Raw genomic sequence first — 13945 nt, 5'->3', positions numbered from 1 at the left:
GCCTCCCACTATACCCACGCTGGCCTCGGGAAACCTCGGGTAGCATGGAGGCATGCGGCTGGAGTTTCTGGAAAACGGGCCCATCCGCCTCGAGGGGGCCCGCTTCCGGATACGCCTGGGGGAGAAGGAAGAGGTTTTGGAAAAGCCCCGGATCTTCCTCTGCCGCTGCGGGGGCTCGGCCAACAAGCCCTTCTGCGACGGCACCCACAAGCGGATCGGCTTCCAGGCGGAAGGCGGGGTCCTGGAGGTGGAAGGGGACTGACCCGCTGGTCAACCGCGGGGGCAAGGGGTAGACTGCCTCTTGCCATGGGCGAGATGCGCTACCGGAAACTGGGCAAGTGGGGCCTGAAGGTGTCCGAGATCTCCCTGGGGGCTTGGGTGACCTTCGGGGACGTGGTCAAGGACAAGGAGACGATCCGGGAGATTGTGAAAATCGCCTATGAAGGCGGGGTAAACTTCTTTGACAACGCCGACGTCTACGCCCGGGGCCTGGCGGAGGAGATCATGGGGAGGTGCTCCAGGAGTTCCCCCGGCACACCCTGGTCCTCTCCACCAAGGCCTACTGGCCCATGTCCGAGGACCCCAACGACCGCGGCCTAAGCCGCAAGCACCTCCTGGAGAGCATCACCAAAAGCCTCAAGCGGCTGAAGACCGACTACATGGACCTCTTCTTCGCCCACCGCTACGACCCCGAGGTGCCCATGGAGGAGATCGTCTACGCCATGCACACCATCGTGGAGAAGGGCTACGCCCTCTACTGGGGCACCTCCGAGTGGCCCGCAGCCCGCATCGCCGAGGCGGTGGCTTTCGCCAAGGAAAACGGCCTCCACCCGCCCATCGTGGAACAGCCCCAGTACTCCATGCTCTACCGGGAGCGGGTGGAAGGCGAGATTCTGCCCGAGGCCGAGCGGTTTGGCCTGGGCCTGGTGGTTTGGAGCCCCTTGGCCCAGGGGATGCTCACGGGCAAGTACGACGAGGGCATTCCCGAGGGTAGCCGCTTCGCCCGCTACGACCAGTTCCGGGAACGCTACCTGACGGAGGAGAACCGCAAGAAGGTGCTGAAGCTCAAGGCCGTGGCGGAAGAGCTCGGCCTCACCCGTACCCAGCTGGCCCTGGCCTGGGTGCTCCGGCTTCCCGGCATCTCCAGCGCCATCACCGGGGCTACCCGGCCCGAGCAGATCCGAGAAAGCCTGGGGGCGGCCGGGGTGGACCTGCCCCAAGAGGCCTTGGAGCGGATAGAGGCCATCCTGAAGGGCGAGGCTTAGATGGCGGGCTTCGCCGCCTTCCGCCTCCTCTGGGCGGGCCAGGCCCTGGCCTTGGTGGGCCGGGAGATGACCTGGTTCGCCCTCACCCTTTTCGCCTACCAGAAGACGGGCCTCGCCACCACGCTCTCCCTCTTGGGCTTCTTCCACTTCCTGCCCCTCATCCTCCTCTCCCCCCTGGCGGGGGCCCTGGTGGACCGGTATCCCCGGAAATGGGCCATGCTGGCCTCGGACCTGGCGGGGGGGGTGGCCACGGGGGCTCTCCTCCTCCTAGCCCTTCTGGGCCGCCTCGAGGTCTGGCACCTTTACCTGGCCTCCGCCTTCACCGGGGCCCTATCCAGCCTGCACTGGCCCGCCCTCTCCGCCGCCCTTTCCGCCCTGTTGGACAAGAAGGACTACGCCCGGGCCAGCGGCATGATGAGCCTGGCGGAGTCCCTGGCCGGGGTGGGGGCCCCGGTCCTGGCGGCGGCCCTCCTCAAGCCCCTGGGCCTCCAGGGCATCTTCGCCTTGGACCTTCTGGGCACCGCCACGGCGGTGGCCACCCTCCTCCTCGTGCCCATCCCCAACCCCAAACCCCAGGCCCAGGAAAAGACCTCCCTCCTGGGAGAGGCCCTCTTTGGCTTCCGCTTCATCCTGCAAAGGCCGCCCCTCCTCGGCCTCCAGCTCATGTTCTTCGGCGTCAACTTCCTCACCACCCTGGCGGCCACGGTAATGCCCGCCATGGTCCTGGCCAAAACGGGGCTTTCCGAGAGCGCCCTGGCCCTGGTGCGCTCCGCCTCGGGCCTGGGCGGGGTGGCGGGAGGGCTTTTCCTCTCCCTCTGGGGCGGCCCCAAGCGGCGCGTCCACGGGGTCTTCCTGGGCATGGCCTTCTCCAGCCTGGCCCTGGCCCTCATGGGGGCGGTGGAGGGGCCTTGGGCCTGGGCGGCCCTGGCCTTCCTGGAGGCGTTTTTTATCCCTCTCCTCAACGGCTCCAACCAGGCCATCTGGCAAGCCAAGGTGCCCCTTGAGGTCCAGGGCAAGGTCTTCGCCGCCCGGCGCATGATCGCCTGGTTGGCCACCCCCTTGGCCATGCTCCTTTCCGGGCCCCTGGCCGACCGGGTCTTCGGGCCCCGCTGGGGGCAGGGGGAGGGGATCGCCCTGATGCTCCTCCTCTTCGGAGGGCTTGGGGTCTTCTGGGGGCTTTCGGGCTACCTTTTCCGAGCGGTGCGGGAGGCGGAAACCCTCCTCCCCGACGCCAAGGCGGACTAAACTTTCCCCATGGACAGGCTGGAAGCCCTAAAGCGCCTCCTGCCCGGCAAGGTGGACACCTCCCCCTCGGAGAGGCGGCGCCACGGCAAGGACGAGGGCTACCCGGGGGAAGGGGAGGTCCTGGCCGTGGTCTACCCGGAAGGGGTAGAGGACGTGCAAAAAGCCCTCGCCTGGGCCCGGGAAACGGGGGTGGCGGTCATCCCCTTCGGGGCGGGGACGAGCCTGGAAGGGGCGCTTCTCCCCGTGGGCGAGGCCATCAGCCTGGACCTGTCCCGGATGAACCGGGTCCTCGAGGTCCGGCTCGAGGACTTCCTGGCCGTGGTGGAGCCCGGCCTCACCCGCAAGGCCCTGAACGAGGCCCTCAAGGGCACGGGCCTCTTCTTCCCCGTGGACCCCGGGGCCGACGCCACCCTGGGGGGGATGGCCGCCACCAACGCCAGCGGCACCACCACGGTGCGCTACGGGGGGATGCGGGCCAACGTCCTGGCCCTCCAGGTGGTCCTGGCGAGCGGCGAGGTCCTGGAGCTCGGGCGGGGGGTGCGCAAGACGAGCGCCGGCTACGACCTAAAGGACCTCTTCATCGGCTCCGAGGGGACCTTGGGGGTCATCACCCGCCTGACCCTGCGCCTCCACCCCCTGCCCGAGCACGTGCACACCCTAAGGGTCTTCTTCCCCGGGGTGGAGGAGGCGGCGGAGGCCAGCTACCGGGTGATGGCCACGGGCCTCCCCGTGGCCCGGTTGGAGCTTTTGGACGAGCTCGCCTTAAGGGCGCTCAACCGGTACCTGGGGGCGGGCTTCCCCGAACGCCCGGCCCTCTTTGTGGAGTTCCACTCCTCCACCAAGGAGGCCCTCGAGGCGGAAAGCGCCCTGGCCCTAAGCCTCATGGAGGAGGCCGGGGCCCTGGAGGTGGAGGCCGCCAAGACGGAGGAGGAGCGGAAGAAGCAGTGGGAGGCCCGCCACCAGGCCTACTGGGCCCTGGTCCACCTCTTTCCCGGCCACCGCTTCATGATCACCGACACCGCCGTCCCCCTCTCCCGCCTTCCCGAGATGGTGCGCTTCGCCCAGGGGCTCCTGGAGGAAATGGGCCTTGTCGGGAACATCCTGGGCCATGTGGGGGACGGGAACTTCCACACTCTGGTCCCCGTGCTCCCCGAGGACTACGGCAAGGCGGAGGCCTATGCGGAAAGGCTGGTGCATAAAGCCCTGGAACTGGGGGGCACCTGCACCGCCGAGCACGGGGTGGGCCTGCGGAAGCGGAAGTACCTCCCCCTAGAGCACGGCCCCGCCCTGGACTGGATGCGAAAGCTCAAGGCCCTCTTGGACCCCCAGGGCCTCCTGAACCCGGGCAAGGTGGTTTAGACTTCCCCTATGGTCCAGATGCGCCGCTACCGCCTAAAAGAGGGGGCCAAGGAAGCCTTCCAAAAGGTCTTTCTAGAGACCATCGTCCCCTTGCGCCAGGCCTTGGGCTTTGAAATCCTTGGGGCCTACTGGCTTTCCGAGCGGGACTTCCTCTGGTTTGTGGCCCACGAGAACTTTGCCCAAGCGGAGGAGGCCTACTACAGCCACCCCGAGAGGCAGAAGGTGAACCCCCAGGCCTTCCTGGAGGAAGTGGAAACCCAGTTCGTGGAACGCCTCCTGTAGCCCCCGCCACCCCCCTCTCGCCTCCCTTGGGTAGGCTTAGGGGGATGGAAGTCTTTCACCTGGTCCTGCGCAACCTCCTCTCCCGCCCCGTGCGGAGCCTCCTCACCTTGCTTGGGGTCCTCATCGCCACCGCCAGCATGGTCCTCTTCCTCTCCTTTGGCGAAGGCTTAAGGCGCTCTCTTTTCCAAGAGCTTTCCCGGGTAGGCCCCGCCATCCAGGTGGTGCCGGAAGGGGCCGAGGGCCTTAGCTTTAGCACCTACCCGGAAATCACCCCCGCCCAGGTCCAAGCCCTGGAAAGGGCGGCCAAGGCCCTAGGGGCGGAGGTGGTGCCCACCCTTTTCCTCGTCCGCGGAGGGTTTGACCCCCAGACGAGCTTCTTCTTCCAAGGCCTTCCCCAAGGGGTGGGCCCCGACCGCCTGTACCCGGGGCTAAAGGCCAAGGAGGGCCGGCTCACCCCCTCGGAAGGGGGGGCCGTGGTGGGGGCCAAGCTGGCCAAACGGGCCGGGCTTAGCCTGGGAAGCCCCTTGCGCCTCTCCCCCAAGGTGACGCTTAGGGTGGAGGGCATTCTGGAGGAGAGCGGAGGGCTAGCGGATAACCTCATCTTCGCCCCTCTCGCTGCCCTCCAGGCCGTCTTGGGCACGGAAAACGTGGGCGCCCTCCTCGTGGCCCTGCGCCCGGGGCAGAGGGCGGAGGAGGTAGCCCGGGCGCTGGAGCGGGCGGTGCCCGGCCTCAAAGCCCAGACCACGGGCGAGGTGATGCGCTTCGCCGAGCGGGCCCTCAGGATCAGCGACCTGGTGCGCTTTGGCATCAGCCTGGTGGCCCTGGTGGTGGGCGGCCTCCTGGTGGCCAACACGGTGATGATGTCCGTCTACGAGCGCACCCGGGAGTTTGGGGTCATGCGGGCCCTGGGGGCCAAACGGGGCTTTATCTTCCGTTTGGTGGTCCTGGAAGCCCTCCTCCTGGCCCTCCTAGGGGGCATAGGGGGGCTCGCCCTGGGGGGTATGGTTTCCCAGGCCATCAACCTCTACACCCTAAGCGAGGTGGGCCTCGCCCTTTCCGCCGTGACGCCCAGGCTCTCCCTCTTCGCCCTCCTGGTGGCCTTGGGCTTGGGGCTTTTGGCCGGGCTTCTGCCCGCCCACCACGCAAGCCGCATCCCCGTGGTGGAAGCCCTGGGGAGGGTGTGATGCTGAGGGCCGAGAACCTGACCAAGCGCTACCAGCAAGGGGAGAAGGAGGTGGTGGGCCTCCAGGGTTTCACCTACGCCTTTCCCCCTGGGGCCACGGCGGTGGTGGGGCCCTCGGGAAGCGGCAAGACCACCCTTTTAAACCTCCTCGCCGGGCTGGACCTGCCCACGGAGGGCGGGGTCTACCTGGGGGAAACCCCCCTCCACCGCCTCTCCGAGGACGAGCGGGCGGGCATGCGCCTCAAGCACATGGGTTTCGTCTTCCAGCAGTGGAACCTCATCCCCACCCTCACCGCCTGGGAAAACGTGGCCTTTCCCCTCCTCCTGGCAGGCTGGCCCCCCGCAAGGAGGCGGGCCCGGGCCCTGGAGCTTCTGGAGAAGGTGGGGCTTGGGGAGCGGTCCCACCACCTGCCAAGCCGCCTCTCCGGGGGGGAGCAGCAGAGGGTGGCCCTGGCCCGGGCCCTGGCCCTGGACCCCCCCATCCTCTTCGCCGACGAGCCCACGGGCAACCTGGACGCCGAGGCCAAGGAGGAGGTGGCAGCCCTCCTCTTCCAGGCGGGGCAGGCCCGCACCCTAATCCTGGTGACCCACGACCTGGAGCTCGCCGCCCGGGCAGAGCGGATCCTCCACCTGAAGGGGGGCAGGCTTTGGCGGGAAGAGGTACCCGAGAAGGCGCCCTAGACCGGGACACTTGGCCTAGGGCCCTTGTGGCAAAATACCCCCCATGGGCAAGCGCATGGTGGTGGTGGGCGGGGTGGCGGGGGGTGCTTCCGCCGCCGCCAAGGCCAAGCGGGAAAACCCGGACCTCGAGGTGGTGGTCTACGAAAAATCCGGCTTCGTCTCCTACGGGGCCTGCGGCCTGCCCTACGTGCTCTCCGGGGAAATCCCTAGCCTAGAACGGCTCATCGCCCGCACCCCGGAGGAGTTCCGCAAGCAGGGCATTGGGGTCCACCCCCACCACGAGGTGGTGGACATCAACCCGGAAGAGCGGGTCCTCACGGTGTTTGACCACGGGGAAGGGCGCACCTTCCAGGACCGCTACGATTACCTGGTCCTGGCCACGGGGGCGAGGCCCACCCTCCCCCCATCCCGGGGACGGAACAGGCGGGGGTCTACACCCTACGGAGCATGGAAGACGGGGAAAGGCTCCTCAGGGCCCTGGAGGGGGCCCGGCGGGCCGCCATCCTGGGGGCGGGGTACATCGGGCTGGAGGTGGCGGAGGCTTTCCGCAAACGGGGCCTCGAGGTCACCCTCCTGGAGGCCAAGGACCGCCCCTTGCCCCACTGGGACGAGGAGGTAGGGACCCTTCTAAGGGGGGAGCTGGAACGCCACGGGGTGGAGGTCTGGACCGGGGTGCGGGTCCTGGCCCTGAGGGGCTCGGGCCGGGTGGAGGCGGTGGAGACCTCCGAGGGGGTGGTGCCGGCGGACCTGGTCCTCATCGCCACGGGGGTAAGGCCCAACACCGAACTGGCCCAGGCCATGGGGGTGGCCCTCGGGCCCACGGGGGCCATCGCCACCGACGAAAGGATGCGCACCAACCTGGAAGGGGTTTTCGCCGCCGGGGACGTGGCGGAAAGCTTCCACCGGGTGCTTGGGCGCCCCTACTGGCTCCCCTTGGGGGATGTGGCCAACAAGCATGGCCGCACGGCGGGCAGCGTCATCGCCGGCAAGGAGGCCCGCTTCCACGGGGTGGTGGGCACGGCCATCTTCAAAGCCTTCCGTCTGGCGGTGGCCACCACCGGGCTTTCCTGGGAAGCTGCCCTAAGGGAGGGATACCGGGCCAAAAAGGCCTTCATCCAAAGCCGGGACGGGGCCCACTACTACCCGGGAAGTGCCCCCCTTTGGGTGGAGCTGGTCTACGAGGAGGGCACGGACCGGCTCCTTGGCGGGGCGGTGGTGGCCCACGGCCACGGGGCGCTACGGGTGGACGTCCTCGCCGCCCTCCTCCACCGCAGGGGCACCCTGGAGGACCTCCTGGCCCTGGACCTGGCCTACGCCCCGCCCTATAGCCCCGTCTGGGACCCCCTCCTCATCGCCGCCCAGCAGGCCCGCTAGCGGTGTAGAAAAGGGCGGCTCACACCAAAGCCCCGTGTGGGCCTCCAGGCCTTACACACTACACCGAAACGCCTCCAGGCTCCAGACTGGCCCTTGGAGGTGGAAGCGTGGAACCCCTCAGCATGCTGACCCCCGAGATGCGGGAAGAGGCGGAGGCCCTCCGGCGGGAGTGGGAGACGAACCCTCGGTGGAAGGGCGTGAAGCGGGACTACCGCCCCGAGGACGTGGTGCGCCTTAGGCCCAGTATCCCCATAGAGTACACCCTGGCCAAGCGGGGAGCGGAAAAGCTCTGGCGGCTCCTCCACGAGCGCCCTTACGTGCACACCTTCGGCGCCTACACCGGGGCCATGGCGGTGCAGATGGTGCGGGCGGGCCTCGAGGCCATCTACCTCTCCGGCTGGCAGGTAGCGGCGGACGCCAACCTGGCCTGGCAGACCTACCCCGACCAGTCCCTCTACCCCTACAACTCCGTGCCCCAAATCGTGAAGCGCATCAACAACGCCCTCATGCGGGCCGACCAGATTGAGCGCTCCGAGGGCAAGGTGACCCGGGACTGGTACGTGCCCATCGTGGCCGACGCCGAGGCCGGCTTTGGCGGCGCCCTCAACGTCTTTGAGCTCACCAAGGCCATGATTGAGGCGGGGGCTGCCGGCATCCACTACGAGGACCAGCTGGCCTCGGAAAAGAAGTGCGGCCACCTGGGGGGCAAGGTCCTGGTGCCCACCTCCCAGCACATCCGCACCCTGCAGGCGGCCCGCCTGGCGGCGGACGTCATGGGGGTGCCCACGGTGATCATCGCCCGCACCGACGCCGAGGCCGCCACCCTCATCACCAGCGACATTGACGAGCGGGACCGGCCCTTTATCCTCACGGACGAGCGCACCCCCGAGGGCTTCTACCGCGTGAAAAACGGGATTGAAGCGGGCATCGCCCGGGCGCTGGCCTACGCCCCCTACGCCGACGTCATCTGGATGGAGACCTCCAAGCCCGACCTGGAAGAGGCCCGCAGGTTCGCCGAAGCGGTGAAGCGGGAGTTCCCCGACAAGCTCCTCGCCTACAACCTCTCCCCCTCCTTCAACTGGAAGAAGTTCCTGGACGACGAGACCATCGCCAAGTTCAACCGGGAACTGGGGGAGATGGGGTACAAGTTCCAGTTCATCACCCTGGCCGGCTGGCACACCGTGAACTACTACACCTGGGAGCTGGCCAAGGGGTACAAGGCCCGGGGCATGCCCGCCTTCGTGGAGCTCCAGCAGAAGGAGTTCCTGGCCCAGGCCCAAGGCTTCACCGCCGTGAAGCACCAGCGGGAGGTGGGGGCCGGCTACTTTGACGAGGTGGTCCTGGCCCTGACCCAGGGGCAGGCCTCCACCCTGGCCCTCAAGGGCTCCACGGAGGAGGCCCAGTTCAACGAGCCGGTCCACTGAAGAGGCCTTCCCCCAGCCGCCCCCTTGGTGGGGCGGCTTTTGCTTGTAGAAAACAAAGACACCAAGTTAAGATAGTGTAGACACTATGGCCGAAGCGCCTACACTCTGGCTCCGCTACCTGGAGGAACTGAGGCCCCACCTTCGGGGCCGGGACCACCGGGGCAAGCGGGGTTCCTTGCGCTGGCTGGAAGCCCTCATGAGCGAACGGGGCGGCCGCGCCGGTACCGTGCGCAACATCCTCTACAAGGACCTGGGAAGCCCCGAGGAGAAGGAGCGCCTCTACGGGGTCATCGCCGACCTCTACCGGGAAGCGGGCCTAACCCCTCCACCCCCGCCGGCGGAGCTCTTTTTGGAAAGCGCCCGCAAGGCCCTGGGCCGGGACAAGCGGCGCATCTTCCGCCGCTTCCTCAAGGAGCTGGAGGCGGGAGGCAGGCCGCAGATGGTGGTGGTGGGGGGGCCGGCCACGGGCAAGGGGGTGCTCCTCTCCGCCCTGGCCCGGGCCCTTTCCGCCCTGCCAGGCCGGGAGCCCGTGCTCCTCAACCTGGGGGGCGAGCTGGCCCAGGCCCTGGTGCCCTTGGCGGAAAACCTAGGGGTAGGAGAGGAGGTGCGGGGGCTTTTGGCCCAGCTTTCCCCCACCCAGCCCTACATCCTCCAAGGGGCCTTGGCCCAAGAGGTCCTGACCCTCCTGGCGCGGGCCTTAAACGGGAAGGGCCGCCCGCTTTTGTTGCGGGCCGAGGCCGAAGGCACCCTAGAGGGCCTCCCCCTAAGGGGCCCAGACGGGAGCAAGCGGAGCCTGGGGGCTTGGCTGGAACCTTTCCTCAAAGCCCTGCAGATCCCCTACCTGGCCGCCCTTTCCGAGCCGCCCCCCACCCTCCCCTACCAGCCCCTTTCCCCCCCGAGCCGGGAGGAAGCCAGGCGCTTCGTGCGGGAGAGGCTTCCCCACCTGCCCCCGGAGCGCCTCGAGGCCCTGGTAAACCAGGCGGGCCGGAACTTCGGGGAGCTTTCCCGGCTCGTCCTCTTAGAGGCGGCCAAACACGACCCCAAGACGCCCATCCACGACGACCCCACCCTAAGGCCCCTCCTCCAGGCCCTCGCCGCCTTCAGCCCCGAGGCCGACCCCGCCTTCCCCTTAGAGCTCCTGGAAAGGGCCCTGGGCCGCCCCTTGGAAAGGCTTTCCCAGGCGGAACGGGCCCTTTTGGACTGGGTGGGGGAAGGGCTGGTGCGCCCCTCCTTGCGCACCCTCCTCCCCGAGGAGGCGCCCAAGGAACTCCACCGCCTGGCCTTGGGATATTTTCCCAAGGAAAACCTCTTCCGGAAGCTCTACCACGCCCACAAGGCAGGGGAGCGCCGGATACTTTTGGACTTGCTTCAAGAGGATCCCGCCCGCCTCGCCCTCCTCCCGGGCCTCTGGCAGGAGGCCCAAACCTGGCCCAAGGAGGACCTGGAAGCCCTGGCGGCGGTGGTGGTGCGCTACCGGGCGGTCCTAGGCCAGTACGCCCACCCCGAGGCGGAAGAGGCCCTCAGGGTCCTCTCCCAGGCGGACAACCCCACCCTGCGCACCTGGGCCCGCATCAAGGGAGCGGAGGCCAAGGCGGACGCCGCCCTTTACCGGGAGGCGGAGGAGCTTCTTCCGCCCAAGGAGGATCTCCTCCACCTGGACGAAACCGCCCAGGCGGAGGGCCTTTTGGTGATGGCGGCGGTGGAGCGCTGGAAAGGGGATTACGAAAGGGCGGCCGTGCTCGTGGAGGAGGCGGAGGCCTTGCCCGTGGCCCCCTTTCTCCGGGACCGGGTGCAGCTCTGGCGGGGCCTGGTGGCCAAGGACCTGGGCCGCTACGAGGAGGCCCTGGCCGCCTTGGCCCAGGTGGGGCACGACCCCCTTCTCCTGGGCCGGGCCCGGTACCAGATGGGGGACCTCCTCATGCGCTTGGGCCGCCTCGAGGCGGAGGCCCGCATGGGGGAAGGGCTTCGGCTTTTGGAGGAGGCGGGAGCCCCCAAGGACGAGGTGGCCCGGGTGCGGGCCCGTTACGCTACCCTCCTGCGGCGCCTCGGCCGCTACGGCGAGGCCGAGGCCGTCATCCAAAAAGCCCTGGCGGAGGCGGAGGACCCCTTCACCCGGGCCCGGGTGGAAAGCGAGGCGGGGATCCTCGAGGCCGCCCGGGGCCGGGCCTTTGAGGCCCTGGGCTACCTCAGGCGGGCCGAAGCCTACTTCCGCACCACCCGGGAAAGGCCCAAGGAGGCCCGCTACCGGCACCTGCGCACCCTTTTCCGCCTGGGGGCAGCCTACCTCCTCCTGGAAGCGGGCCAACCCTACCGGGCACCTTTCCTAGGGGGGCTTTCCGCCCCCACCGCCTTGCGGCTCCTAAAGGACCTCCTTCAGGAAATCCCCGAGGAGGCCACGGACCGCTACACCGCCCTGCGCCTGGACACGGCAAGCCTCCTGGCCCTTCTCCTTCCTCCTGAGGAAGGCGCTCCCCTACTCAAGCCCTTCTTAGCCCTGGAAAACCCCTACCTCCGCGCCCAGGCCCGCCTGGGCTACGCCGAGGCCTTGGCCCGGGGCGGGGGCTATGGGGAGGCCCTGGCCCAGATCGTGGCCCTTCCCCCCTTGGAGGACCCCGGCCTTTTGGCCCAGGCCCGGGCGGTGGAGGTCCTGGCCCTCCTGGGCTTGGGGGAAAAGGAGGCGGCCTGGCAGAAGCTGGAAGAGGTCCGCCAGGGGCGGCTACCCGAGCCCTTCCGCTTCCAGCTAGGCCGCGCCCTGGGCCGCTTCTGCCCGGAGTTGGAGGCCCGCCTGTCCCCAGGCCCCTGGGCCCTGCCCGAGGCCCTGGGCTTCCACCTGGCAAATCCCGACTAATTCACTATACTTTTGGAGGCGAAGGGGCTATACTCTTACTGCGAACGGGTCGCAGTAAGGGTACGGCCCGGCCTTAGGAGGCAAAAGCATGAACCATCTGGAAATCCGCGACCTCTGGGCTTCCGTTAACGGCGAGACCATCCTCAAAGGCGTGAACCTGGTGGTCCCCAAAGGGGAGGTGCACGCCCTCATGGGCCCCAACGGGGCGGGCAAGAGCACCCTGGGCAAGATCCTGGCCGGGGACCCCGAGTACACCGTGGAGAAGGGGGATATCCTCCTGGACGGGGAGAGCATCCTGGAGTTTTCCCCCGATGAAAGGGCCCGCAAGGGGCTTTTCCTGGCCTTCCAGTACCCCGTGGAGGTGCCTGGGGTCACCATCGCCAACTTCCTGCGCCTCGCCCTCCAGGCCAGGCTCGGCCGGGAGGTGGGGGTGGCGGAGTTCTGGACCAAGGTGAAGAAGGCCCTGGAGCTTCTGGACTGGGACGAAAGCTACCTCTCCCGCTACCTCAACGAGGGCTTCTCGGGCGGGGAGAAGAAGCGGAACGAGATCCTGCAGCTTCTGGTCCTGGAACCCACCTACGCCGTCTTGGACGAGACCGACTCCGGGCTGGACATAGACGCCCTCAAGGTGGTGGCCCGGGGCGTGAACGCCATGCGGGGGCCCAACTTCGGGGCCCTGGTCATCACCCACTACCAGCGCCTCCTCAACTACATCGTCCCCGACCGGGTCCACGTGATGATGGACGGCCGGGTGGTGGCGGAAGGCGGCCCCGAGCTGGCCCTTGAGCTGGAGGCCAAGGGCTACGAGTGGCTGCGGGAGCGGGTAAAGGAGGGCGCATGAGCGAGGTTGACCTTAAAACCCTGGGCGAAGAGTACAAGTACCACTTCATTGACGAGGTAAAGCCGGTCTACGTGGCCGAGCGGGGGCTCAGCCGCCGGGTCATTGAGGCCATCAGCTACCACAAGGGCGAGCCCGAGTGGATGCTTAAGTTCCGCCTGCGGGCTCTGGAGATCTTCCAGAAGAAGCCCATGCCCACCTGGGGCCCGGACCTTTCCGGCCTGGACTTGGACAACCTCGTCTACTATGTGAAGCCCGCTGAGGTGCGGGACGCAAAGAGCTGGGAGGAAATCCCGGAGGAGATCCGCAGGACCTACGAGCGCCTGGGCATTCCCGAGGCGGAGCGGAAGGTCCTGGCCGGGGTGGGGGCCCAGTACGACTCGGAGATGGTCTACCACCGGGTGCGGGAGGAGCTGGAGCGGCAGGGGGTCATCTTCGTGGCCATTGAGGAGGGGATGAAGAAGTACGAGGACCTCTTCAAGGAGTACTTCGCCAAGGTGGTCCCCCCCGAGGACAACAAGTTCGCCGCCCTGAACTCCGCCGCCTGGTCCGGGGGCTCCTTCGTCTACGTGCCCCCGGGGGTCAAGGTGGAGCTCCCCTTGCAAGCCTACTTCCGGGTGAACACCCCCGAGTTCGGCCAGTTTGAGCGCACCCTCATCATCGTGGACGAGGGGGCGGAGGTGCACTACATTGAGGGCTGCACCGCCCCCATGTACTCCACGGAAAGCCTCCACACCGGGGTCATTGAGATCGTGGTGAAGCGGGGGGCCCGGAGCCGCTACACCACCATCCAGAACTGGTCCACCAACATGTACAACCTGGTGACCCAGCGGGCCCTGGTCTACGGGGATGCCTTCCACGAGTGGCTGGACGGCAACCTGGGCTCCAAGGTCACCATGAAGTACCCCTCCAGCTACCTCCTGGAGCCGGGCGCCCGCACGGAGATCCTCTCCATCGCCTTCGCCAAGACGGGGCAGCACCAGGACACCGGGGCCAAAATCCTCCTGGGCGCCCCCCACACCTCGGGCACCATCGTCTCCAAGAGCATCTCCAAGGGCGAGGGCCGGGCGAGCTACCGGGGCCTCGTGAAGGTGCTGGAAGGGGCCAAGCACGCCAAGGCCAACGTGGAGTGCGACGCCCTCCTCATTGACCCGGAAAGCCGCACGGACACCTACCCCTACATTGAGATTGAGGAGGACTCCGCCCACGTGGGCCACGAGGCCACGGTGTCCAAGATCAACGACGAGCAGATCTTCTACCTGCAGACCCGCGGCCTCAAGGAGGACGAGGCGGCGGCCCTCATCGTGCGGGGCTTCATTGAGCCCATCGCTAAGGAGCTTCCCTTGGAGTACGCCGTGGAGCTCAACCGGCTCATTGAGCTGGAGATGGAGGGCTCCGTCGGCTAAGGGCCAACCGTGTCTTGGGAAGGGGCCAAGGGCCTCTTCC

10 protein-coding genes and 2 pseudogenes are annotated in these 13945 nt (G+C 67.9%); all 12 read left to right on the top strand.

The annotated features are described in order from the left end of the window. Positions 1–52: 52 nt before the first annotated feature. The 12 genes and pseudogenes from A0O31_RS06240 to sufB all read left to right on the top strand — a co-directional run bounded on the left by A0O31_RS06240 (position 53) and on the right by sufB (position 13905). Positions 53–262: a CDGSH iron-sulfur domain-containing protein gene (locus A0O31_RS06240; RefSeq protein ID WP_071677125.1), complete on the top strand. Its 210-nt coding sequence runs from the start codon at positions 53–55 to the stop codon at positions 260–262. A gap of 44 nt (positions 263–306) precedes the next feature. Beyond that, positions 307–1265, top strand: a pseudogene (locus tag A0O31_RS06235) (aldo/keto reductase family protein). Next, entirely contained in the window at positions 1266–2510 is a 1245-nt protein-coding gene (locus A0O31_RS06230; RefSeq protein WP_071677124.1) for an MFS transporter, read from the top strand. It abuts the pseudogene before it with no gap. A 9-nt stretch (positions 2511–2519) separates the two neighbouring features. Continuing rightward, positions 2520–3869 (top strand): FAD-binding oxidoreductase, encoded by a 1350-nt coding sequence (locus A0O31_RS06225; protein ID WP_071677123.1) that lies wholly within the window; start codon positions 2520–2522, stop codon positions 3867–3869. 9 nt (positions 3870–3878) lie between these two features. Continuing rightward, positions 3879–4151, top strand: coding sequence for an NIPSNAP family protein (locus A0O31_RS06220; protein ID WP_071677122.1), 273 nt, complete (start codon positions 3879–3881; stop codon positions 4149–4151). Between the two features lie 44 nt (positions 4152–4195). Next, on the top strand, positions 4196–5335 hold the full coding sequence (locus A0O31_RS06215) for an ABC transporter permease (RefSeq protein ID WP_071677121.1): 1140 nt from the start codon (positions 4196–4198) through the stop codon (positions 5333–5335). Beyond that, entirely contained in the window at positions 5335–6015 is a 681-nt protein-coding gene (locus A0O31_RS06210; RefSeq protein ID WP_071677120.1) for an ABC transporter ATP-binding protein, read from the top strand. Before A0O31_RS06215 ends, A0O31_RS06210 begins: the two co-directional genes overlap by 1 nt. 43 nt (positions 6016–6058) lie before the next feature. Further along, a pseudogene (locus tag A0O31_RS06205) lies at positions 6059–7389 on the top strand (FAD-dependent oxidoreductase). 107 nt (positions 7390–7496) lie between these two features. Next, positions 7497–8813 (top strand): isocitrate lyase, encoded by a 1317-nt coding sequence (gene aceA / locus A0O31_RS06200; RefSeq protein WP_071677119.1) that lies wholly within the window; start codon positions 7497–7499, stop codon positions 8811–8813. An 85-nt stretch (positions 8814–8898) separates the two neighbouring features. Further along, positions 8899–11661 carry a hypothetical protein gene (locus A0O31_RS06195; protein ID WP_071677118.1) on the top strand — a complete coding sequence of 921 codons (2763 nt, stop codon included), beginning with the start codon at positions 8899–8901 and terminating at the stop codon, positions 11659–11661. 88 nt (positions 11662–11749) lie between these two features. Further along, entirely contained in the window at positions 11750–12502 is a 753-nt protein-coding gene (gene sufC / locus A0O31_RS06190; protein WP_071677117.1) for a Fe-S cluster assembly ATPase SufC, read from the top strand. Beyond that, positions 12499–13905 carry a Fe-S cluster assembly protein SufB gene (sufB, locus tag A0O31_RS06185; RefSeq protein WP_071677116.1) on the top strand — a complete coding sequence of 469 codons (1407 nt, stop codon included), beginning with the start codon at positions 12499–12501 and terminating at the stop codon, positions 13903–13905. The genes sufC and sufB overlap by 4 nt, the downstream gene beginning before the upstream one ends. Positions 13906–13945: the final 40 nt, after the last annotated feature.

Origin of the sequence: Thermus brockianus, assembly GCF_001880325.1 — a bacterium.
GTDB classification, from domain to species: domain Bacteria; phylum Deinococcota; class Deinococci; order Deinococcales; family Thermaceae; genus Thermus; species Thermus brockianus.
The sequence above is the reverse complement of the archived record's forward strand: the minus strand, read 5'-3'. Positions and strand labels throughout refer to the sequence as shown.